This window comes from Nonomuraea sp. NPDC050451, from assembly GCF_044458585.1.
This window is the reverse complement of record NZ_JBITHZ010000072.1, coordinates 1-20,516: the sequence shown is the minus strand read 5'-3', so window position 1 is coordinate 20,516 and position 20,516 is coordinate 1. Positions and strand designations below refer to the sequence as shown.

Genomic DNA, 20,516 nt, shown 5'->3' with positions numbered 1-20,516 from the left:
GTTTCCGCGCTATAACGTCAAGTCTAGATAATTCGATTGAGAAAGGAATCCGCGCGCCATGTGGGACAACCGATTCGAGGAGATCCTGCGCCAGCACCTGCCTTTTCTCCCGGCCGACGAGAAACTCCGGGAGGACGTCGCGCTGATGGACTTCGGCCTCGACTCGCTCGGCATCGTGCAATTGCTGGGCGCCCTGGAGGACACGTACGGGGTGCGATTCCGGGACGACGCGCTGACCCCGGAGACCTTCCAGACCCCCGCCGTGCTGTGGAATACGCTGGGCCGGATTTCCGAGACCGCCGGCTGACGCCCGCGACGAGGCCACGCGCTCATCACCCTGTGAGCCGTGGCCTCGTCGCATTCCGGGCTACGCCACCGAAGCCGGGCGGGGCATCATCGCCAGTCTCGGGTTCACCGGTGTCACCGCGAAGTTCTCCCTGGTGACCGCCACCCGGCCGAACAGGCTGTCCGGGCCGGAGACGCACACCCTGGCGACCTCCAGCCGCCGCAGCGCCGCCACCACCTCCGGCCAGCGCAGGGGCCGTACGAAGCCGTCCAGCAGCATCGTCCGCACGCCGTCGCCGGTCGTCAGCAGGGCGCCGTCGTGGTCGTCCACCACCGGCAGTCGCGGGTCGGCGAACCGCAGGCCGTCGAGGACCTCCTCCTCCGCCCGCCGCCGCAGCGGCTGGAAGGCGGCCGAGTGCATCGGGGGGCGCATCGTGTACAGCGGGAGCCCGCCGATGGCGCGTACCCGCTGCTGCAACCACTCCACCTGCCGCTCCGCCAGGGAGAGCATGTAGAAGTCGTGGTCGATGTAGCAGGACAGGTCGTACCATTCGCCGCGCCCGTCCAGCTCGGCCAGCACCTCCCGCAGCCTGGGCTCCGGGGTGCGCACGAAGGAGTGGGTGACGATGTCCCGGTGCTCGTGGGCGAAGTAGTCGTCGGTGCAGCGGGCCAGCCCGGCGGTCATGCGCACGGCGTCCTCGAAGGACAGGGCGCCCGAGTACGCCGCGGCCGCCTTGCCGCCGAAGCTCGGGCCGACGCACACGGCCGGCTCCACGCCCAGGGTCCGCTCGGCCCAGTCCGCGAGGGCCACGCAGTTCACCATGAACGCCACCTGGGCGGCCTCGCTGTAGTCGCTCCGGGACTCCTGGAGGCGGTCCACCAGCGAGTAGCCGAGGACGTCGTCGGCGGCGGCGATCAGCCGCCGCGCCGCGGGATCGCCCCGCATGAAGTCGGCGACGTCGGCGAACTGGACGGGGCCCATCCCGGGGAAGACGATCGCGGTCCCCGATGACATGGCGGGTGACACGGCGGAGGTCACCAGCCCTCCTTGATGGTGTCCACGATGTGGCGGCGCTGCTCGTCGGTGACCCACCAGCCCACCGGTACGCACACCACGCGCTTGGCGACCCGCTCCAGACCCGGGAGCAGGGCGGCGTACTCGCGCACGCACGTGTGCAGGTCGTTGCGTTCGTGGACGTTGCTGGCCATGATCCCGGCCGCGTCCATGCGCTTCAGGAACCCGTCGCGGTCGTCCACCTTCATCGGGTAGATCCAGAAGGAGGACTGGCGGTCGCCGGCGCGTTCGGTCAGCTCCAGCCCGGGCATGCCGGCCAGCTCCCGGTCGTAGAAGGCGGCGTTGTCGCGGTGCCTGGCCACCACCTCGTCCGCCTTGGCCAGGTTGGCCAGCCCGATCGAGGCGTTGATGTCGGTCATGTGGAACTTGTAGCCCCACTCGGGCACGTCGGGCGGGTTGCGCAGCCGGTCCGCGCTGCGGTCGATGCCGAACCAGCGCAGCAGCCTGGCCCGCTCGTGCAGCTCGTCGGTGGGCAGCGCGAGCGCGCCGCCGTCGCCGGTGGTGAGGTGCTTGATGGCCTGGAAGCTGAACACGGAGATGTTTCCGTGGGTGCCGATCGGCGCGCCGCGGTAGGTCGCGCCCCAGGCGTGCGCGCAGTCCTCGATCACGGTGATCCGGGAACCGAACGCGGCCTCGGCGTCGTCGAGGATCGCGGCGAGCCGGTCGAGGTCCACCGGGTATCCGGCGAAGTGCACGACCATGATGGCGCGGGTCCTGGGTGTGATCTTCCTGGCCAGGTCGTCGAGGTCGACGTTGAGGGTGGCCGGGTCGACGTCCACCCACTTGATCCGCAGCCGGTTGGCCAGGATCGCCCAGTTGGTGGCCTCCATGGTCAGCGGCGTGGACAGCACCTCGCCCTGGCCGTCGTCGTCGCCGGCGACCAGGCGCAGCGCGAGCTGGAGCCCGGCGGTGGCGCTGTTGACGGTGGCCACCCTGGGGTTGCCGATCCTGGCGGCGAGCGCCTCCTCGAACTCGACGACCTTGGCTCCCTGGCCGATCTGGCCGCTGCCGACCACCTCGGCGACGGCGGCCGGCGCCTCGTCGGACATCGGCACCTTGAACAACGGGATCATTGGCTGTGCTCCTTGCCTGTGCTCGCCCGTCGTCAGCCGACGAGGGCGGGGTCCTGGAGTTCGGCGTAGCGGGCGCGGCACGCGGAGTAGTCCGGCAGCAGCCCGAGCTTCTCGGCCTCGCGCAGGGACGGGGCGACGAGGTCCTTCTCCGACAGCAGGTCGCGCTTGGGCGGCCAGGGCAGGGCGAGCTCCGGGTCCAGGGGGTCGATCTGGATCGACGTGCCGGGGGACCACGTGCTGGAGCACAGGTACACGACCGTGGCCTGGTCCGTCAGCGGCGCGAACCCGTGGGCGAGCCCTTCGGCCAGGTAGAGGGCGCTGCGGTTCTCGGCGCTCAACTCGACCGCGACGTGCTCGCCGTAGGTGGGCGAGCCGACCCTGATGTCGACGAGGATGTCGATGATGGCGCCCTGCGGGCAGGTCATGTAGCGGGCCTGGCCAGGCAGCGCGGTGGCGTGCAGGCCGCGGATGGTCCCGCGCCGCGACACCGAGCAGTTGACCTGGGCGACCGAGAGCTGGTGGCCGACCGCCTTCTGGAACTCCGGCTGGCTGAACGCCTCGAGGAACAGGCCCCTGTCGTCGTGGAAGACCTTGGGCTCGATCAAGAACGCGCCGTCCACCCTGAGCTGGCGGATCTGCATGTCCGAAAACCTTTCTGTGATGTCCGTCGGCCGCTACGCGTATTCGTAGAATCCGCGGCCGGTCTTCTTTCCCAGGAGGCCGCCCTCGACCATGCGCAGCAGGAGCGGCGGGGGCGTGTAGAGCGGCTCCTTGAACTCCTCGTAGAGGGCCTCCGCGATCGAGGCCACCGTGTCCAGGCCGATCAGGTCGGCCAGCTTCAGCGGGCCCATCGGATGGGAGCAGCCCAGCACCATTCCCCGGTCGACGACGTCGGCGCGGGCGAACCCGCTCTCCACCATCCGCACGGCCGACAGCAGGAACGGGATGAGCAGCGCGTTCACCACGAAACCGGCGCGGTCCTGCGACCTGATCACCTGTTTCCCGAGCGTCCCGGCGACGAACGACTCCGCCCGCGCGTACGTCTCGTCCGCCGTCAGCAGCGACCCGATGAGCTCGACCAGCGGGAGCGCGGGCACCGGGTTGAAGAAGTGCACCCCGATCACCTGGGCGGGTCGGCTGGTGGCCCGCGCCAGCCGGATGATCGGGATGGACGAGGTGTTCGACGCGAGGATCACATCGGGGTCGTCCAGGATCTTGTCCAGCGTGCCCAGCACGTCGAGCTTGATCGACTCGCTCTCCGGGACGGCCTCGAAGACGATCTGCCGGTCCCCGAGCTCGGCGAGGTCCGTGACGAAGGAGACGCGGGCCAGCGCCGCGTCCCGCTCGGCCTCGCTGATCGTGGCCTTGCGCAGGCCCCGGTCGAGCCACGCGGTCAAGCGCCGCCGCGCGGGCGCGAGGGACGCCTCCGTGGACACGGCGACGATCACGTCGAGCCCGGCGCGGGCGCACGCCTCCGCTATGCCCGAGCCCATGACGCCGCACCCGACGATGCCGACCTTTCGCATCTCGCTCATCACGCCTCCTGTGACACCGGCACCGTCGGCGCCGACCAGTGAAGAAGGCACGCCCCGATGGACATGCCGCCGCCGAACCCGGCGAGCAGGACGAGGTCGCCGTCCTTGATGAGGCCCGACCGGTTCGCCTCGTCGAGCGCCACGGGGACCGAGGCGCTGCCCACGTTTCCGTACCGCTCCAGCGTCCGGGCGGTGCGCGCGCCGGTGAGGCCGGCGCGTTCGACCAGTTCGGTGACCATGACCCCGTTGGCCTGGTGCGGCACGAAGACGTCGACCTCGTGCGGCCGGAACCCCGCGCGGCTCACCAGGCCCTCCAGGATGGGCGGCACGTGCTCCATCACGTAGTTCCTGACCCCGCGGCCGTCCATGCGGAAGAAGTGGTCGCCGGCCTCGACCGTCTCGTGGGAGGCGGGCAGCCTGCTGCCTCCGGCATCGACCCTGATGAGCTGGCTGGCCGTGCCGTCGCTGGACAGGTCGAAGCCGATGATCCCGGACCGTTCCGGCACCGGGCCGACGACGGCCGCGCCGGCGCCGTCCCCGAAGAGCACGGCCGTGCGGCGGTCGGTGGCGTCGAGGATGCGCGAGTACACGTCCGCGGCCACCACCAGCGCGTAGGTGTCGGGGCGGAGCGCGACGAGGCTGTCGGCCAGCGCCAGCGCGTACACGAATCCGCTGCAGACGACGTTGATGTCGAAGCAGGCGGCGCCGCGCCCACCGAGCGCGTCCTGGACCAGGTACGAGGTCGGCGGCTGGGGTGAGTCGCCGGTCGAGGTGGACACGATGATGTAGCCGATCTGTCCGATGCCGACGCGGGCCTGGCTCAGCGCGTTCCTGGCGGCCCGGACGGCGAGGTCGGAGGTGGCCTCGTCGGGAGCGGCATGGCGGCGGGCGGAGATCTGGGTCTTGCGCTGGATCCATTCCGCGGTCACGCCGGCCTTGGCCGCCACCTCCTCGTTGGCGACCTCTTCCTTGGGCAGGTAGGAACCGGTTCCCAGGATTCCCGTGGATTGCTTGGCCACTACCAGTACGCCTTTCCCATCAGTACCACCCGGCGCGGTCAGAGGGGGATGTTGCCGTGGTCGCCGCGCCGCGCCGGCGACGCGGCCAGGGCCTCGGCGATCCTCCGCCGGGTGTGCGCGGGCTCGACCACCTCGTCCACGACGCCCAGCGCGAGCGCTCGTCCCACGCCGCCGGCCGTGCGGATCTGCTCCTCGACGAGGCTCAGCCGCAGCGCCTCGCGGTCCTCGTCGGGGGCGGCGGCGAGCCGCTTGCGGTGCAGGACGCCCACGGCGGCCTCCGCGCTCATCACCGCGACCTCGGCCTGGGGCCAGGCGAAGACCGCCGTCGCCCCGAGGCAGCGGGAGTTCATCGCGATGTACGCGCCGCCGTACGACTTGCGCGTGACCAGGGTGACCCTGGGCACGACGGCCTCGGCGAACGCGTGCAGGAGCTTGGCGCCACGCCGGATCACGCCGTCCCACTCCTGGCCGACGCCGGGCAGGTAGCCGGGCACGTCCACGAGCACGACCAGCGGGATGCCGAACGCGTCGCACATGCGCACGAACCGCGAGGCCTTCTCGGCGCTGAGCGAGTCCAGGCAGCCGCCCTTGCGCAGGGGGTTGTTGGCGATGACGCCGACGGTCCCGCCGGCGAGCCGGCCGAGGCCGACGACGACGTTGGCCGCCCAGCGCGGCTGCAGCTCCTCGAACGCGCCGTCGTCGAGGAGCTCGCGGACCAGGGGCCGCACGTCGTAGGCGCGGCGCGGGTTCTCCGGCAGCAGCATCCCGAGGTCGTCGCCGTCCTTCACCAGGTCCGGGTCGAAGGAGCGCGGGCCGGTGAAGAGCTCGGTGAAGCGCCGTGCCGTCCGGTACGCCTCCGCCTCGTTCTCGGCGACCACGTGCGCCACGCCCGACTTGCGGCCGTGGGCGCCGGGGCCTCCGAGGGACTCCATGTCGACCTGCTCGCCCGTGACGGTGCGTACGACGTCGGGGCCCGTCACGAACATGCGGGCGGCGGACGACATGATCACGACGTCCGTCAGCGCGGGCCCGTAGGCGGCGGCTCCGGCGGCCGGTCCGAGGACGACCGAGATCTGGGGCGCCCGGCCGGAGGCCCGCGTCATCGCGCGGAACACCTTTCCGACGCCGTCCATCGACTCGACGCCGTCGGCCAGCCTGGCCCCGCCGGAGTGCCACAGGCCGATCACGGGAACGCCTTCGAGCACGGCCGCGTCGATGGCGGCCACGACCCAGCGGCAGCCCTCCGCGCCCATCGCGCCGCCCATGTTGAGGGCGTCGGTGCAGTAGGCGATCACATCCTGTCCCGCGACGCGCCCTCGTACGGCGGTCACCCCGCTGGCGTCCGCGTCGTGCAGCGGCACGACGGAGCCGGCGTCCAGCAACCGGGCCAGGCGGACGGCAGGTTCACGAAAATCGCGTTCGCGGTCCTCCTGAACGACAGGGGAGCCGGTGGAGCTGATAGTCAGCAACGTCGTCCGCCCTCAAAAAGATTTGATTCCGAAAAGGAGGTCTTTTCTCGCACGTTCGCCACCTCTCACAAGCCGTGGGCACGGGTGCGAATTCTCCGAGACGGCACCGAATTCGGCCGGTCTCATCAGCAAGAACGCTACATGGGAGCCCCTCGCACACCAACCCTTATCACCACCCCTACCGGGTTTCGGCAGGCACGGCCGGGTGCCGTCCCGTCAGCCCCTAAACAGCCCCTAAATGTACGGCCCGGCGGGACCCAAGAGCTTTTTCCGGCGCCGGTCCCCCCTAAATATCCGGAATTCACTGGCCGACGCCGCCGCGCGCGTCCTGTCATGGAAGTCGCCGCCGGGTGGACCGGACACGGCCTACGAAGAGGACTGAGGATGCGCATTCTTGTGACGGGTGGCGCCGGTTTCATCGGGTCGAACTTCGTCAACAGGGTGTTCCAGGGGCACTATCCGGCGCTGGCCGAGGCCGAGGTCGTCGTGCTCGACAAGCTGACGTACGCGGGGAACCTGGAGAATCTGGCGGAGGTGCTCGACGACCCCCGGCTCCGGTTCGTCCACGGGGACATCGCCGGCGTGCCGCTCGTGCGGGACGCGATGGAGAAGGTGGACCTGGTCTTCCATTTCGCCGCCGAGTCGCATGTCGACCGCTCCATCGAGGAGTCGGCGGAGTTCGTCCGGACCAACGTGCTCGGCACCCAGGTGCTGCTGCAGTGCGCGCTGGAGGCCGGGGTCGGCAGGTTCGTGCACGTCTCCACGGACGAGGTCTACGGCTCCACCCCGGAGGGCTCGTTCTCGGAGGACGACCCCCTCGGCCCGAACTCCCCGTACTCGGCGTCGAAGGCGTCCTCCGACCTGCTCGCCCTGGCCTACCACCGGACGCACGGGCTGGACGTGTGCGTGACCCGATGCTCCAACAACTACGGCCCGTACCAGTTCCCGGAGAAGGTCATCCCGCTGTTCGTCACCAACCTGGCGGACGGGCTGCAGGTGCCCCTCTACGGCGACGGCGCGAACGTGCGGGACTGGCTGCACGTGGACGACCACTGCGACGGCATCGCGCTGGTCGCGCAGGCGGGACGCGCCGGGGAGGTCTACAACATCGGCGGCGGGACCGAGCTGAGCAACCTGACGCTGACCAGGCGCGTGCTGGACATCATGGGCATGGACTGGTCGATGGTCCGGCCGGTGGCGGACCGCAAGGGCCACGACTTCCGCTACTCCGTGGACATCAGCAAGATCCAGAAGGAGCTGGGCTACACGCCGCGGGTCCCGTTCACCGAGGGACTGGCGGAGACGGTGCGCTGGTATCTGGAGCACCGCGACTGGTGGAAGCCCCTCAAAGGATACGAGCCGCGTTGAACGAGAGGTGCTGTGCCATGCGGAGACGCCTGCGTGCCGGAACGGCGCTGGCCGCCGGGCTCGTCCTGGCCCTGACGACGCTGCCCGCCGCGGCCCGCTCGCAGGACTCGGAGACCCGGCGGGTCCCGGGTCTCAAGCAGCCGGTCGAGCTGATCGTGGACCGGTGGGGCGTGCCGCACATCTACGCCCGCGACACCGACGACCTCTTCCTCGCCCAGGGCTTCAACGCCGCCAGGGACCGGCTGTTCCAGATCGACCTCTGGCGGCGGCGCGGCCTGGGAGAGCTCTCCTCGGTGTTCGGCCCCGCCTACGTGGAGCAGGACAAAGCGGCGCGGATGTTCCTCTACCGCGGTGACATGGACCGGGAGTGGGCGAGCTACGGCCCCGGGGCGAAGCAGGCCGCGACCCGCTTCACCGAGGGCATCAACGCCTACGTGCGCTGGCTCGCGCGGAACCCGGAGCAGCTGCCGCCCGAGTTCCGGCAGCTCGGGCACGCGCCCGCGCTGTGGCGGCCGGAGGACGTGGTGCGGATCAGAAGCCACGGCATCTCCAAGAACGTCTACAGCGAGGTGCTGCGCTCGCTGGTCGTCTGCGCGGGCGGGGCCAAGGCGTCCGCGGCGCTGTGGCGGCTGGAGCCCGAGCGCGCCGCCGCCGTGCCCAAGGGACTCGACCCCTGCGCCGTGCCCATGGACGTGCTGCGGACGTACGAGCTGGCCACGCGGGGCGTGGTCTTCGAGAACGGCGCGTTACGCCCGGCCCCCGCCACCTCCCCCGCCGACATCGGGGGCAGCAACAGCTGGGCGATCTCGCCGGGCCGCACCGCCACGGGCCGCCCCATCCTGGCCGGCGACCCGCACCGGTCGCTGACGGCGCCCTCGCTGCGCTACATGGCCCATCTGTCGGCCCCCGGGCTCGACGTCATCGGCGCCGGCGAGCCCGCGCTCCCCGGGATCTCGATGGGGCACAACGGCACCGTCGCGTTCGGCCTGACCATCTTCGGCGCCGACCAGGAGGACCTCTACGTCTACGAGCTCGACCCCGCCGACCCGGGCAGGTACCGGTACGGCGGCGGCTGGGAGCGCTTCAGGACGACGACCGAGCGGGTGCCGGTCGCGGGCGCGGCGCCGGTGGACGTGGCGCTGCCCTTCACCAGGCACGGGCCGGTGATCAAGATCGACCGACAGCGCAACCTCGCGTACGCCGTGCGCACCACCTGGCTGGAGCCCGGCACGTCCCCCTATTTCGGCAGCATGACGTACATGAGGGCCCGCGACTTCGCGGAGTTCTCGGCGGCCATGCGCACCTGGGGCGGCCCTCCCGAGAACCAGGTGTACGCCGACGTCTCGGGCAACATCGGCTGGGTGCCCGGCGCCCTCACCCCCAAGCGCGACGGCTTCGACGGCCTGCTGCCCGTCCCGGGCGACGGCCGCTACGAGTGGGACGGCTTCCTCGACGGCGCCCGCCTGCCCCGCTCCTACAATCCGCGGCAGGGGTTCGTCGCCTCGGCGAACGAGTTCAACCTCCCCGCGGACCACCCCGACGAGATCGGGTTCGAGTGGGATCCCCCCTACCGCAGGCAGCGGATCGACGAGGTGCTCGCGTCGAGCCCGCGCAGCACGGTCGAGGACTCCATCCGCCTGCAGGCCGACAAGGTGTCCACGCCCGCGCGGCGGATCGTGCGCCTGCTCGACGGCCTGACGAGCGCGGATCCGGACACCACGCGGGCGCTGCGGCTGCTCCGCTCCTACGACGGGGTGGCGGACGCGGACTCGCCGGAGGCGGCGCTGTTCGAGCCGTGGTTCTCGCGCCATCTCGCGCCGGCCTTCCGCCGCGCCGTGCTGCCGCCCGAGGTGGCGGACTCCATACCCTTCATCGACGCCCGCCTGCTGATCGACGCGCTGGAGAACCCGGAGCGCTGGTTCGGGCCCGGCGGGAAAGCCGCGCGGGACAAGCTGCTGGACACGTCGCTGGCCGCCGCCTACCGCGAGGTCGCCGGGCGGCTCGGCGCCGACCCGCGGACGTGGAGGTGGGGTGCACTGCAGTACACCACGTTCACGAGCCCCGTCGGCGCGGACGTGGGCCCCTTCCCCCGGGGCGGCTCGACGTACACGGTGGACGCGTCCGCCTACAGCCCGTCCACCTTCCAGCAGTCGTCGGGGGCCTCGTTCAAGATGGTGCTGGACGTCGGCCGATGGGACAACTCCCGCGCCGTGAACGCGCCCGGCCAGTCCGGCGACCCGCGCAGCCCGCATTACCGGGATCTCGCGGAGCGCTGGCGGTCGGGCGAGTATTTCCCGCTTCTCTACAGCCGCGCGCAGGTGGAACGGCACGCCGCGAGCAGGATCACACTCACCCCCACTGATTGATTTCCGTCTCCGAGTTTTCATCGAAGGAATCAGACATGAAGGGCATCATTCTGGCGGGCGGTCATGGAACCCGGCTCTACCCGCTGACCCTGGCCGTCTCAAAACAGCTTCTCCCGGTGAACGACAAGCCGATGATCTATTACCCGCTGTCGGCGCTCATGCTGGCGAACATCACCGACATCCTGATCATCTCGACCCCCACGGACCTGCCCCAGCTGACCCGCCTGCTGGGCGACGGGTCGCATCTGGGGCTCGACATCAGTTACGCCGAGCAGGCCCAGCCGGTCGGCCTGGCGGACGCCTTCATCGTCGGGGCCGACCACATCGGCGACGACTCGGTGGCCCTCGTGCTCGGTGACAACATCTTCCACGGCCACTCGTTCTTCGACATCCTCCAGCAGAGCACGTCCGACGTGGACGGCTGCGTGCTGTTCGGCTATCCGGTGAGCGACCCCGAACGCTACGGGATCGGCGAGACCGACGCCGACGGCCGGCTCATCTCCATCGAGGAGAAACCCGCCAACCCCCGGTCCAACCGGGCGATCGTCGGCCTCTATCTTTACGACAACGACGTGGTGGACATCGCCAAGAACCTGCAGCCGTCCGCCCGGGGCGAGCTGGAGATCACCGACGTGAACCGTACCTATCTGGAGCGCGGGAAGGCCCGGCTCGTCGACCTCGGGCGCGGGTTCGCCTGGCTGGACGCCGGGACGCCGGAGTCCATCCTCCAGGCCAGCCAGTACGTCCAGGTGCTGGAGCAGCGGCAGGGGGTGCGCATCGCCTGCGTGGAGGAGATCGCGCTCCGGATGGGCTTCATCGACGCCGACGCCTGCGACCGGCTGGGCAGCGAGCTCTCCGCGTCCAGCTACGGCCGCTACGTCCGCTCCGTCGCCGCCGAGTTCCGCGACGCCCCGTCCCCGAACTGAGTCCCCGAACGAAGGAGAGACGCCGTGACGAGGACCAATCCCTGGCTTCACCGCTCCCATCCGTCGCCGCGCAGCGACGCCCAGGTGATCTGTTTCCCGCACGCCGGAGGCTCGGCCGGTTTCTACCACCCCCTGGCGGCGGCGCTGGCGCCCGCCGCCGAGCTGGTCGCCGTCCAGTACCCCGGCAGGCAGGAGCGCCGCCACGAGCCGCCGGTCAACGACCTGCGGCTGCTGGCCGGCCGCATCGCCGACGTCCTGGGGCCCGGGGACGGCCGGCCGCGGGCGTTCTTCGGGCACAGCATGGGGGCGCTCGTCGCGTTCGAGACCGCCCTGGCCCTCGGCGACCACGGGCCGATCGCGCTGTTCGTGTCGGGGCGGCGCGCGCCCAGCCGGGTCCGCCACGACATGCTGCACCTGCTCGACGACCACGAGCTGGTGGCGCATCTGAAGGCGCTGAACGGCAGCGAGGCGGCGGTGCTGGACGACGCCGAGCTGCGGGCGATGGTGCTGGCCACGATCCGCGCCGACTACCGGGCGATCGAGACCTACCGGTTCGCGGGAGGGGCGCCTGTGGGCTGCCCGATCGTCGCGCTGACCGGCGACGCCGACCCCCTGACAAGCCTGGCCGAGGCGCAGGCGTGGGAGGCGCACACCAGCGGCGGCTTCGAGCTGCACGTCTTCTCCGGCGGGCACTTCTTCGTCCGCGACCACAACGCCGCCGTGGCCGAGACGGTGCTCAAGTCCCTGGAGACGATCCGCGCATGACCGCGCTGCTGGCCATCAGCGATCTGCACGTCGGATACGCGGAGAACAGGCGCATCGTCGAGGACCTGCGGCCCGGCGACCCCTCGGACTGGCTGCTGGTGGCCGGGGACGTGTCGGAGGAGGTCGCCGGCCTCGAATGGGCCCTGACCCTGCTCAGCCGCCGCTTCGCGAAGGTGGTGTGGGTGCCGGGCAACCACGAGATGTGGACGCATCCCTCCGACCCGGTCCAGCTGCGCGGGGAGGAGCGCTACCAGCACCTGGTGAAGGTCTGCCGCAGCCTGGGCGTGGTCACGCCGGAGGACCCGTACCCCACCTGGACGGGCCCGGGCGGCCCCGCCGTGATCGTGCCGCTGTTCGTCCTGTACGACTACACCTTCCGCACCCCCGACGCCGAGACGAAGGACGAGGCCCTCGCCCTCGCCTACGCCAAGGACGTGGTCTGCACGGACGAGTTCCTTCTCCACCCGGACCCCCACGCCTCCCGGGACGCCTGGTGCGCCGCCAGGGTCGCCGAGACCGAACGCCGCCTGGCCGCCCTCCCGCACGGCGTCCCGACGGTGCTGGTCAACCACTATCCGCTGGTCCGGGAGCCGACTCTGGTCCTGCGCCATCCGGAGTTCGCGATCTGGTGCGGCACCGAGCGCACCGCCGACTGGCACCTGCGCTTCAACGCCTGCGCGGCCGTCTACGGCCATCTGCACATCCCCCGCACCACCTGGCACGACGGCGTCCGCTTCGAGGAGGTCTCCTTGGGCTACCCGCGTGAGTGGCGGCCCCGCCCCACCCCGCCCGGCCGGCTCCGACAGATCCTGCCCGTGCCATGATCGAGAAGATCCTGCCGCCGTGGGTGGCCGCCGAGGAGGCGTTCGAGGACCCGCCGGACGCGACCCTCTTCCCCGAGGAGGAGGCCGTCGTCGCCCGCGCCGTGGACAAGCGGCGCCGCGAGTTCACCACGGCCCGCCACTGCGCCCGCCGCGCCCTGGACCGGCTCGGGCTGCCCGCGGTCCCGATCCTGCCCGGCGAACGCGGCGCTCCCGGCTGGCCGCCGGGGGTGGCCGGGGCGATCACGCACTGCGCCGGATACCGGGCGGCCGCGGTCTCCCTGGACGCGCTGACCGTCGGCATCGACGCCGAGCCCCACGAGCCGCTCCCCGACGGCGTCCTGCCGGCCATCGCCCTCGACCGGGAGCGCGCCGCCCTGGCCCGGCTCGGCTCCGGCGTCCACTGGGACCGGCTGCTGTTCTGCGCCAAGGAGGCGGTCTACAAGGCGTGGTTCCCGCTGACGCGGCGCTGGCTGGGCTTCGACCAGGCCCACATCACCCTCACCCGTACGGGGACCTTCACGGCCCGCTTCCTCGTCCCCGGCCCCCGGGTGCTCGGGCGGGAGCTGACCGGCTTCGTCGGCCGCTGGCTCGCCGCCGACGGCCTGCTCGTGACGGCCATCACCATGCGCCCGGCGGAGCTTTACGGCCGGGCACCCGCCGGTAAATCGCTGGATCGCGTGAGAGCCCGCCGTACAGACTGGGTCGCATGACGGAACGCGATCTCGCGCCGGCACCCATGGCCGGGGAGGTCAGGCGGCTGCCGGACGCGGGCGCGGCCCCGGGCTCAGCGCCGGGCGGCCTCCGCCTCCGGGGCGTCGTGGCGCCGGCGGGCGGCCACGATGTCGTCGCGGTGCTCGCGGGCCCAGGCGTCGAGCGCGGTCAGCGGGCCGAGCAGGGTGCGGCCGAGCTGGGTCAGCTCGTACTCGACGCGCGGCGGGACGGTCGCGTAGGCGGTCCGGGCGACGAGGCCGTCGCGTACGAGGGTGCGCAGGGTGAGGGTGAGCATGCGCTGGCTGATGCCCTCGATCGAGCGGTGCAGCTCGCTGAAGCGGTGGGTCCGCTGCCCGAGCAGGACGACGATCAGTACGCTCCACTTGTCGGCCACGATGTCGAGGACCTCGCGGATGGGGCAGTCGCCGTCGGCGGGGACGGGCACGGGGACGTTCAGGTACGGGCCTGACACCGGAGCGCCTCCTTCCACAGGCACACGCGTGTGCGTAACTGACATGAATGTACCTTCTTCCACGTCACCTCATCGGTTACCTATCCTAAGGTTGCACACAAGAAGTAACTATTAGGAAGTGACCATGTCTGTCTCCCCCTTCGAGACACCGGCGCCGGTTGACGACACCGACCAGTCCGGCCCTCAGCCGGCCGGGCTCCCCACGCTGATCCCCGTCGGCACGGATACCGCGCCGGTGTGCACGGACGGAGTGTGCTACCTGTGAGCGCGCAGGTACGGATCGATGTGTGGTCCGACGTCGTCTGCCCGTGGTGCTACATCGGCAAGCGGCGCCTGGAGACGGCCATCGGCCGGTTCGAACACGCCGACCAGGTCCAGGTCCGCTGGCACAGCTTCCAGCTCGACCCGTCGCACCCCAAGGGCGTCCGCGAGCCGGTGTACGACATGCTGGCCAAGAAGGTCGGCGGGTCGGCGGCCCAGGTACGGCAGATGACCGGCCAGGTCGCCGAGCTGGCCGCCGCCGAGGGCCTGGCCTACGACTTCGACCGGGCCGTGGCGGTGAACACCCTGGACGCGCACCGGCTCGGCCAGTTGGCCGCCGAGCACGGCCTGGACGGCCCGATGCACGAGCGGCTGCTGCGCGCGCACCTGATCGAGGGCGAGGTCGTCGACGACCCCGGCACCCTGGTACGCCTGGGCACCGAGGTCGGGCTCCCCGAGGAGGAGGTGCGGCGGGTCGTCGGCGGCGACGCGTACGCCGGCGAGGTGGCCGCGGACGTCCGCGAGGCGCGCCGGCTCGGCGCCGGCGGCGTGCCGTTCTTCGTGCTCAACGACACCTGGGGCGTGTCGGGCGCCCAGCCTGCCGATCTCTTCCTGTCGGCCCTCCGGCAGGCGTACTCCGCCGCCGGCGCGGCGGCCCGCTGATCTCGCTTTACCTGTCCTTGGCGGCCGTTTCGTTACTCTGTGGAAGAAGCGTCCGGCATCGGGCTGGTGGCCTATCTCTCTCGTGACTGCTGGGGGGCGAGAGGATGGCGGTGAACAGGTCCTCCGTCGCTCCTTCGGGGGAGGAACGCCTTCGCGTGCTCACCTCGGTGTGCTCCGGTCTGAGCGACATCGAGGTGCTGGAGTACGCCCTTGATCAGGCGGTCGCCGACCTGCACGCGCTGGGCGGGATGATCCACTGGGCCGGGCCGGTCGGCAGCCGGGAGCCGCGCCTGGTGGCCGCGTCCGGGCTGCCCCCGGCGGTGCAGGAGGCGTGGGACGGGACCCGCGACGTGATCGTGCGCACCCTGCGTGACGGGACGCCCGCCTGCGTCCCCGTCTCGCGCTCCGGCATGGACGGCGCGAGGCCCGGGACGGTGGCGGCCGTCCCGCTGCGTGGCCCGGGCCAGCCGTTCGGCGTGCTGTCCGTGCTCTGCGACGGAGCCGCCGAGCCGACCGGGGACCAGCGGGAGTTCCTGCGGTCGCTGGCCGGTTGGCTGGGCAAGCGGCTGGCCAGGACCGGCGCCGACTCGGGTACGAAAGGCCCGTGGTGGCCGGAACGGTGCGCCGACTCCGGCCTGCGCAAGGCGCTGAAGGCCGTCAAGATCGGGTCCTGGGACTGGAACATCCGCACCGGCGACCTCTACTGGGACGAGCCGGCGCTGACCATGCTGGGCATCGACCCCGCGACCGCGCCGCACCACATCGACACCTGGTCGAACATCGTCCACCCGAAGGACCTGCCCAGGGTGATGGCCGCGACCGAGGAGGCCATCCGGACCCGGGCCCTCTACGAGGTCGAGTACCGCGCCTGCCGCCCGGACGGGACCACGGGCTGGATGCACGCGCGGGGCCGCCTGGTGCTGGACGAGCGGGGCGAGCCGATCCGCATGATCGGCACGCTCTGGGACACGACCGAGAGCCGGGTGGCCCGCGAGTCGGCCGGGCGCGCGCTGCGCGACATGAGCGACGCCTTCCTCGCGGTGGACCGCGACGGGCGGATCATGTTCGTCAACCTCGTCGCCGAGCGTCTCCTCGGGGCCGGCGACCTGAACGGCCGGGTGCTGTGGGAGCTGACCTCGGCCCACATGCCGGAGCTGCAGGCGATGTGCCGCCAGGTCTCCGCAGAACGCGTGCCCGCCAGCTTCGACATGCGCTGGCCGACCGACGACCGCTGGTACCACGTGCGCCTGGTGCCGGTGCCGGACGGGCTGACGCTCTACCTCGCCGACGTCACCGACAAGCGGATCCAGGACGAGCAGCGCGAGGCCGCCGAGCAGGCCTCCGCCGAGCGGGCCGCGCGCATCCAGGAGCTGACCCACGCCCTCGGCGACGCGGTGACGCTCCGCGACGTCATGCAGGTCATCGCCGAGCAGGTGCTGCCGCCGTTCGGGGCCGCTGGGCTGACCGTCCTGATCCGGGAGGGCGATCATCTCCGCGTGGTCGAGTCCATCGGCGCCCCCACCGACCTCCTCGGCGAGTTCCAGAACCGGGCGGCCCTCGTCCCCTCCGCCTACGCCGACGTGCTCCGGTCCCACGTGCCGGTCTTCATCACGTCGACGGCCGAGCGGCCCGCGCCGGGTGCCGGCCGTGCGGCCGGTTCGCGCTTGGACAGCTGGGCCATCCTCCCGCTGCGCGTACCCGACCAGCCGATGGGCTACTGCGTGATCTCCTTCGACCGGTCCCACCAGTTCACCAGCGAGGAGCGCACGCTGCTCACGGCGCTCAGCGGGCTGATCGCCCAGGCCCTGGCCCGGGCCCGCATGTACGACGTGGAGCACACCCGCGCCCAGGAGCTGCAGCGCCACCTGCTCCCCCGCGCCCTGCCATCCCTCCCCGGCCTCACCGCCGCGGCCCGCTATCTGCCCGGCGGCACCGTGGCGGTCGGCGGCGACTGGTACGACATCATCCCGCTGTCCGCGCACCGGGTCGCCCTCGTCATCGGCGACGTCATGGGGCACGGCCTGACCGAGGCCGTCACCATGGGGCGCCTGCGCACCGCCGTACGCACCCTCGCGGACCTCGAACTGCCGCCGGCAGAGCTGCTCGCCCACCTCAACGACCTCGTCAGCGACCTCGGCGACGACTTCTACGTCACCTGCCTGTACGCGGTCTACGACCCGACGAGCGGCGAGTGCGCCCTGGTCAGCGCCGGCCATCCGCCGCCCGCCCTGGTCCACCCCGACGGCACGGTCCGCGTCCTCGACGTGACGCCCGATCCGCCCCTCGGCGCCGCCGCGCCGCCCCTCAGCACGCACGAGCTGCACGTGCCCGAAGACAGCCTGCTCGTGTTCTACACCGACGGGCTGATCGAGTCCTCCACCCGCGACATCGACAGCGGCCTGGCCGAGCTCACCCGGCTCCTGACCGGCCTGCGGAGCGGCCTCTCGGAAAGCGACCTCGACCGGCTCTGCGAGTCCGTCATGGAGGCCATGCTGCCGACCCGCAAGCAGATCCTCGACGACGCCGCCCTGCTCATCGCCCGCACCGACCGGCTCCCGGCCGAGGACGTCGCCTCCTGGGCCCTTCCCGACAACCCGATCGCGGCCCGCGTAGCCCGCGAGCACGTGCGCGACCAGCTCGCCGCCTGGCAGCTGGACGACCTCGTCACGTCCACCGAACTCGTGGCCAGCGAGCTGGTCGGAAACGTCATCCGGCACGCCAAGGGCCCGCTCCGCCTGCGGTTGCTGCGCAGCCGTACGCTCATCTGCGAGGTCGCCGACGGCAGCCTGACCACCCCGAGGATCCGCCGCGCCAGCGAGACCGACGAGGGCGGGCGCGGCCTCCAGCTCGTCGCGGCACTCTCGCAGCGCTGGGGCACCCGCTTCACCGCCGACGGCAAGTGCATCTGGGCCGAGCAGGCGATCCCCGCGCCGGACGCGGCCTGAGCCGTCCGGCGCCTCCGCTCGGAGGCGCCGGACGAACCGCCGCCGGGCTCAGACCTCTTCGACGCTGCTCGGCTCGCGCCGGGACAGATCGATGCCGAGCTCTTCCGCCGCGCGGAAGACGTCCTCGTCCGTGTCGCGCATCTCGATGGACATGCCGTCGCTGGAGAGCACCTCGACGTTGAGGCACAGCGACTGCATCTCCTTGATGAGGACCTTGAAGGACTCCGGAATACCCGGCTCGGGAATGTTCTCGCCCTTGACGATGGCCTCGTAGACCTTCACCCGGCCGAGAACGTCGTCGGACTTGATGGTCAGCAGCTCCTGGAGCGCGTAGGCGGCGCCGTACGCCTCCAGCGCCCACACCTCCATCTCACCGAAGCGCTGACCACCGAACTGTGCCTTACCACCCAGCGGCTGCTGGGTGATCATCGAGTACGGACCCGTCGAACGCGCGTGGATCTTGTCGTCGACCAGGTGCAGCAGCTTCAGGATGTAGATGTAGCCGACCGCGATGGGATAGGGGAACGGCTCCCCGCTGCGGCCGTCGAACAGCTGGGCCTTGCCGCTGCGCTGCACCAGCCGCTCCCCGTCGCGGTTGAGGACGGTGTTGTCGAGCAGCCCGACGATCTCCTCCTCGTGCGCGCCGTCGAAGACGGGAGTGGCCATGTTGGTGCCCGGCTCGACCCTTTCGAAGCCCTTGTCGCGCAGCCGTGCGGCCCAGGCCTCCGCGATGCCGGAGATGTCCCAGCCGCGGGCGGCGATCCACCCCAGGTGGGTCTCCAGCACCTGGCCGACGTTCATTCGGCCGGGCACGCCCAGCGGGTTGAGGATGATGTCGACCGGGGTGCCGTCCTCCAGGAACGGCATGTCCTCGACGGGCAGGATCTTGGAGATGACGCCCTTGTTGCCGTGCCGGCCTGCCAGCTTGTCGCCGTCGGTGATCTTCCGCTTCTGGGCCACGTAGACGCGGACCAGCTCGTTGACACCCGGCGGCAGCTCGTCGCCCTCCTCGCGGGAGAACACGCGGACGCCGATGACCTTGCCCTGCTCACCGTGCGGCACCTTCAGCGAGGTGTCACGGACCTCGCGGGCCTTCTCACCGAAGATCGCGCGCAGCAGCCGCTCCTCCGGCGTCAGCTCGGTCTCACCCTTCGGGGTGACCTTGCCGACCAGGATGTCGCCGGGCGCGACCTCGGCGCCGATGCGGATGATGCCGCGCTCGTCCAGGTCGGCCAGGACCTCCTCGGAGACGTTGGGGATGTCCCGGGTGATCTCCTCGGGGCCCAGCTTGGTGTCGCGGGCGTCGACCTCGTGCTCCTCGATGTGGATCGAGGACAGCACGTCGTCCTGCACCAGCCGTTGCGAGATGATGATCGCGTCTTCGTAGTTGTGGCCCTCCCACGGCATGAACGCCACCAGGAGGTTCTTGCCCAGCGCCATCTCGCCCTTGTCGGTGCAGGGGCCGTCGGCGATGACCTGGTTGACCTCGACCCGGTCGCCCTCGGCGACGATGGGCTTCTGGTGGAAGCTCGTGCCCTGGTTGGAGCGGTCGAAGGTCGCCAGCCGATGTGTCGTGCTCGTGCCGTCGTCGTTCGAGATCGTGATGTAGTCGGCGGAGACCTCCTCGACCACACCGGCTTTCACGGCGCTGACGACGTCACCGGCGTCGGTGGCGGCACGGTATTCCATGCCGGTGCCGACCAGCGGCGCCTCGCTCTTGAGCAGCGGCACCGACTGGCGCATCATGTTCGCGCCCATGAGCGCGCGGTTGGCGTCGTCGTGCTCCAGGAAGGGGATCATCGCCGTCGCCACCGACACCATCTGGCGCGGCGACACGTCGATGTAGTCGACCTCCTCGGCCCGCATGAGCTCGGTCTCACCGCCCTTGGTGCGGACCAGGACGCGGGACTCGGCGAACGACCCGTCGGCGTTGAGCGCCGTGTTGGCCTGCGCCTTGACGTAGCGGTCTTCCTCGTCGGCCGTGAGGTAGTCGATCTGCTCGGTGACCTTGCCGTCGACGACCTTGCGGTAAGGGGTCTCGACGAAGCCGAAGGCGTTGAGCCGGGCGAAACAGGCGAGGTAGCCGATGAGGCCGATGTTGGGGCCTTCAGGGGTCTCGATCGGGCACATCCGGCCGTAGTGGGACGGGTGCACGTCACGGACCTCGAAGCCCGCGCGCTCGCGGGACAGACCGCCGGGGCCCAGGGCGTTCAGCCGCCGCTTGTGCGTCAGGCCGGACAACGGGTTGATCTGGTCCATGAACTGCGACAGCTGCGAGGTGCCGAAGAACTCCTTCATGGACGCCACGACCGGGCGGATGTTGATCAGAGTCTGCGGCGTGATCGCCTCGACGTCCTGGGTCGTCATGCGCTCGCGCACGACGCGCTCCATACGGGCCAGACCCAGGCGGACCTGGTTCTGGATGAGCTCGCCGACGTTGCGGATCCGCCGGTTGCCGAAGTGGTCGATGTCGTCGACCTCCAGCGGCAGGTCACCCGACTCCTCACCGGCGTGCAGCCGCACCAGGTATTCGACCATCGCGACGATGTCGTCCTCGGTCAGGACGGTGACGTTGATGTCGGCTTCCGAGCCGAGCTTCTTGTTGATCTTGTAACGGCCGACCTTGGCCAGGTCGTACCGCTTGGGGTTGAAGTAGAGGTTCTGCAGCAGGGTCTGCGCCGACTCCTTGGTCGGCGGCTCACCCGGCCGCAGCTTGCGGTAGATGTCCAGCAGCGCGTCATCCTGGCCGGCCGTGTGGT

General features: G+C 71.0%; 18 protein-coding genes. 10 read left to right on the top strand and 8 right to left on the bottom strand.

Annotation, left to right across the window (positions count from 1 at the left end; genetic code table 11):
* Nucleotides 1–58 precede the first annotated feature (58 nt).
* Entirely contained in the window at nucleotides 59–307 is a 249-nt protein-coding gene (locus ACIBI9_RS66180; RefSeq protein WP_397239070.1) for a phosphopantetheine-binding protein, read from the top strand.
* A 60-nt stretch (nucleotides 308–367) separates the two neighbouring features.
* On the opposite strand, the gene ACIBI9_RS66175 is transcribed toward ACIBI9_RS66180, so the two are convergent.
* The 6 genes from ACIBI9_RS66175 to ACIBI9_RS66150 are packed head-to-tail and all read right to left on the bottom strand — an operon-like array spanning nucleotide 368 to nucleotide 6,447.
* Entirely contained in the window at nucleotides 368–1,324 is a 957-nt protein-coding gene (locus ACIBI9_RS66175) for an ACP S-malonyltransferase (RefSeq protein WP_397239068.1), read from the bottom strand.
* Complete coding sequence (locus ACIBI9_RS66170) at nucleotides 1,321–2,433, bottom strand: DegT/DnrJ/EryC1/StrS family aminotransferase (RefSeq protein ID WP_397239066.1); 1,113 nt, start codon at nucleotides 2,431–2,433, stop codon at nucleotides 1,321–1,323. Before ACIBI9_RS66170 ends, ACIBI9_RS66175 begins: the two co-directional genes overlap by 4 nt.
* A gap of 32 nt (nucleotides 2,434–2,465) precedes the next feature.
* Nucleotides 2,466–3,074, bottom strand: a complete 609-nt coding sequence (rfbC, locus tag ACIBI9_RS66165; protein ID WP_397239064.1) for a dTDP-4-dehydrorhamnose 3,5-epimerase — start codon at nucleotides 3,072–3,074, stop codon at nucleotides 2,466–2,468.
* 33 nt (nucleotides 3,075–3,107) lie between these two features.
* Nucleotides 3,108–3,968 (bottom strand): 3-hydroxybutyryl-CoA dehydrogenase, encoded by an 861-nt coding sequence (locus ACIBI9_RS66160; protein WP_397239062.1) that lies wholly within the window; start codon nucleotides 3,966–3,968, stop codon nucleotides 3,108–3,110.
* Nucleotides 3,968–4,987, bottom strand: a complete 1,020-nt coding sequence (locus ACIBI9_RS66155) for a 3-oxoacyl-ACP synthase III family protein (protein WP_397239060.1) — start codon at nucleotides 4,985–4,987, stop codon at nucleotides 3,968–3,970. The genes ACIBI9_RS66160 and ACIBI9_RS66155 overlap by 1 nt, the downstream gene beginning before the upstream one ends.
* A gap of 38 nt (nucleotides 4,988–5,025) precedes the next feature.
* Nucleotides 5,026–6,447, bottom strand: a complete 1,422-nt coding sequence (locus ACIBI9_RS66150; protein ID WP_397239082.1) for an acyl-CoA carboxylase subunit beta — start codon at nucleotides 6,445–6,447, stop codon at nucleotides 5,026–5,028.
* A gap of 393 nt (nucleotides 6,448–6,840) precedes the next feature.
* On the opposite strand from ACIBI9_RS66150, the gene rfbB reads away from it, so the two are divergent.
* The 6 genes from rfbB to ACIBI9_RS66120 are packed head-to-tail and all read left to right on the top strand — an operon-like array spanning nucleotide 6,841 to nucleotide 13,415.
* Entirely contained in the window at nucleotides 6,841–7,824 is a 984-nt protein-coding gene (gene rfbB / locus ACIBI9_RS66145; protein ID WP_397239058.1) for a dTDP-glucose 4,6-dehydratase, read from the top strand.
* Between the two features lie 17 nt (nucleotides 7,825–7,841).
* Nucleotides 7,842–10,190 carry a penicillin acylase family protein gene (locus tag ACIBI9_RS66140; protein WP_397239056.1) on the top strand — a complete coding sequence of 783 codons (2,349 nt, stop codon included), beginning with the start codon at nucleotides 7,842–7,844 and terminating at the stop codon, nucleotides 10,188–10,190.
* A 35-nt stretch (nucleotides 10,191–10,225) separates the two neighbouring features.
* Nucleotides 10,226–11,116 carry a glucose-1-phosphate thymidylyltransferase RfbA gene (rfbA, locus tag ACIBI9_RS66135; RefSeq protein WP_397239054.1) on the top strand — a complete coding sequence of 297 codons (891 nt, stop codon included), beginning with the start codon at nucleotides 10,226–10,228 and terminating at the stop codon, nucleotides 11,114–11,116.
* A gap of 24 nt (nucleotides 11,117–11,140) precedes the next feature.
* A complete protein-coding gene (locus tag ACIBI9_RS66130) occupies nucleotides 11,141–11,881 on the top strand; it encodes a thioesterase II family protein (RefSeq protein ID WP_397239052.1) in 741 nt (246 codons plus the stop codon).
* On the top strand, nucleotides 11,878–12,705 hold the full coding sequence (locus ACIBI9_RS66125) for a metallophosphoesterase family protein (protein ID WP_397239050.1): 828 nt from the start codon (nucleotides 11,878–11,880) through the stop codon (nucleotides 12,703–12,705). Before ACIBI9_RS66130 ends, ACIBI9_RS66125 begins: the two co-directional genes overlap by 4 nt.
* Entirely contained in the window at nucleotides 12,702–13,415 is a 714-nt protein-coding gene (locus ACIBI9_RS66120; protein WP_397239048.1) for a 4'-phosphopantetheinyl transferase, read from the top strand. The genes ACIBI9_RS66125 and ACIBI9_RS66120 overlap by 4 nt, the downstream gene beginning before the upstream one ends.
* Before the next feature lie 74 nt (nucleotides 13,416–13,489).
* Here ACIBI9_RS66120 and ACIBI9_RS66115 read toward each other — a convergent pair whose 3' ends face one another.
* Nucleotides 13,490–13,933, bottom strand: coding sequence for a winged helix-turn-helix transcriptional regulator (locus ACIBI9_RS66115; RefSeq protein ID WP_397239046.1), 444 nt, complete (start codon nucleotides 13,931–13,933; stop codon nucleotides 13,490–13,492).
* 79 nt (nucleotides 13,934–14,012) lie between these two features.
* Between ACIBI9_RS66115 and ACIBI9_RS66110 the strand changes: the two genes are divergently transcribed.
* The 3 genes from ACIBI9_RS66110 (at nucleotide 14,013) to ACIBI9_RS66100 (ending at nucleotide 17,757) form a co-directional block, all read left to right on the top strand.
* Nucleotides 14,013–14,153 (top strand): hypothetical protein, encoded by a 141-nt coding sequence (locus ACIBI9_RS66110; protein WP_397239044.1) that lies wholly within the window; start codon nucleotides 14,013–14,015, stop codon nucleotides 14,151–14,153.
* Nucleotides 14,150–14,812, top strand: coding sequence for a DsbA family oxidoreductase (locus tag ACIBI9_RS66105; protein WP_397239042.1), 663 nt, complete (start codon nucleotides 14,150–14,152; stop codon nucleotides 14,810–14,812). Before ACIBI9_RS66110 ends, ACIBI9_RS66105 begins: the two co-directional genes overlap by 4 nt.
* A gap of 110 nt (nucleotides 14,813–14,922) precedes the next feature.
* Nucleotides 14,923–17,757, top strand: a complete 2,835-nt coding sequence (locus ACIBI9_RS66100; protein ID WP_397239040.1) for a SpoIIE family protein phosphatase — start codon at nucleotides 14,923–14,925, stop codon at nucleotides 17,755–17,757.
* A 48-nt stretch (nucleotides 17,758–17,805) separates the two neighbouring features.
* On the opposite strand, the gene rpoB is transcribed toward ACIBI9_RS66100, so the two are convergent.
* Nucleotides 17,806–20,516 (bottom strand): DNA-directed RNA polymerase subunit beta (gene rpoB / locus ACIBI9_RS66095; RefSeq protein WP_397239038.1); only part of this gene is annotated, 2,711 nt, incomplete at its 5' end.

Coding starts and splice junctions, on each gene's coding strand:
- ACIBI9_RS66180 (WP_397239070.1), top strand. CDS start 59: ATGTGGGACAACCGATTCGAGGAGATCCTGCGCCAGCACCTGCCTTTT.
- ACIBI9_RS66170 (WP_397239066.1), bottom strand. CDS start 2,433: ATGATCCCGTTGTTCAAGGTGCCGATGTCCGACGAGGCGCCGGCCGCC.
- rfbC (WP_397239064.1), bottom strand. CDS start 3,074: ATGCAGATCCGCCAGCTCAGGGTGGACGGCGCGTTCTTGATCGAGCCC.
- ACIBI9_RS66160 (WP_397239062.1), bottom strand. CDS start 3,968: ATGAGCGAGATGCGAAAGGTCGGCATCGTCGGGTGCGGCGTCATGGGC.
- rfbB (WP_397239058.1), top strand. CDS start 6,841: ATGCGCATTCTTGTGACGGGTGGCGCCGGTTTCATCGGGTCGAACTTC.
- ACIBI9_RS66140 (WP_397239056.1), top strand. CDS start 7,842: ATGCGGAGACGCCTGCGTGCCGGAACGGCGCTGGCCGCCGGGCTCGTC.
- rfbA (WP_397239054.1), top strand. CDS start 10,226: ATGAAGGGCATCATTCTGGCGGGCGGTCATGGAACCCGGCTCTACCCG.
- ACIBI9_RS66125 (WP_397239050.1), top strand. CDS start 11,878: ATGACCGCGCTGCTGGCCATCAGCGATCTGCACGTCGGATACGCGGAG.
- ACIBI9_RS66120 (WP_397239048.1), top strand. CDS start 12,702: ATGATCGAGAAGATCCTGCCGCCGTGGGTGGCCGCCGAGGAGGCGTTC.
- ACIBI9_RS66115 (WP_397239046.1), bottom strand. CDS start 13,933: ATGTCAGTTACGCACACGCGTGTGCCTGTGGAAGGAGGCGCTCCGGTG.
- ACIBI9_RS66110 (WP_397239044.1), top strand. CDS start 14,013: ATGTCTGTCTCCCCCTTCGAGACACCGGCGCCGGTTGACGACACCGAC.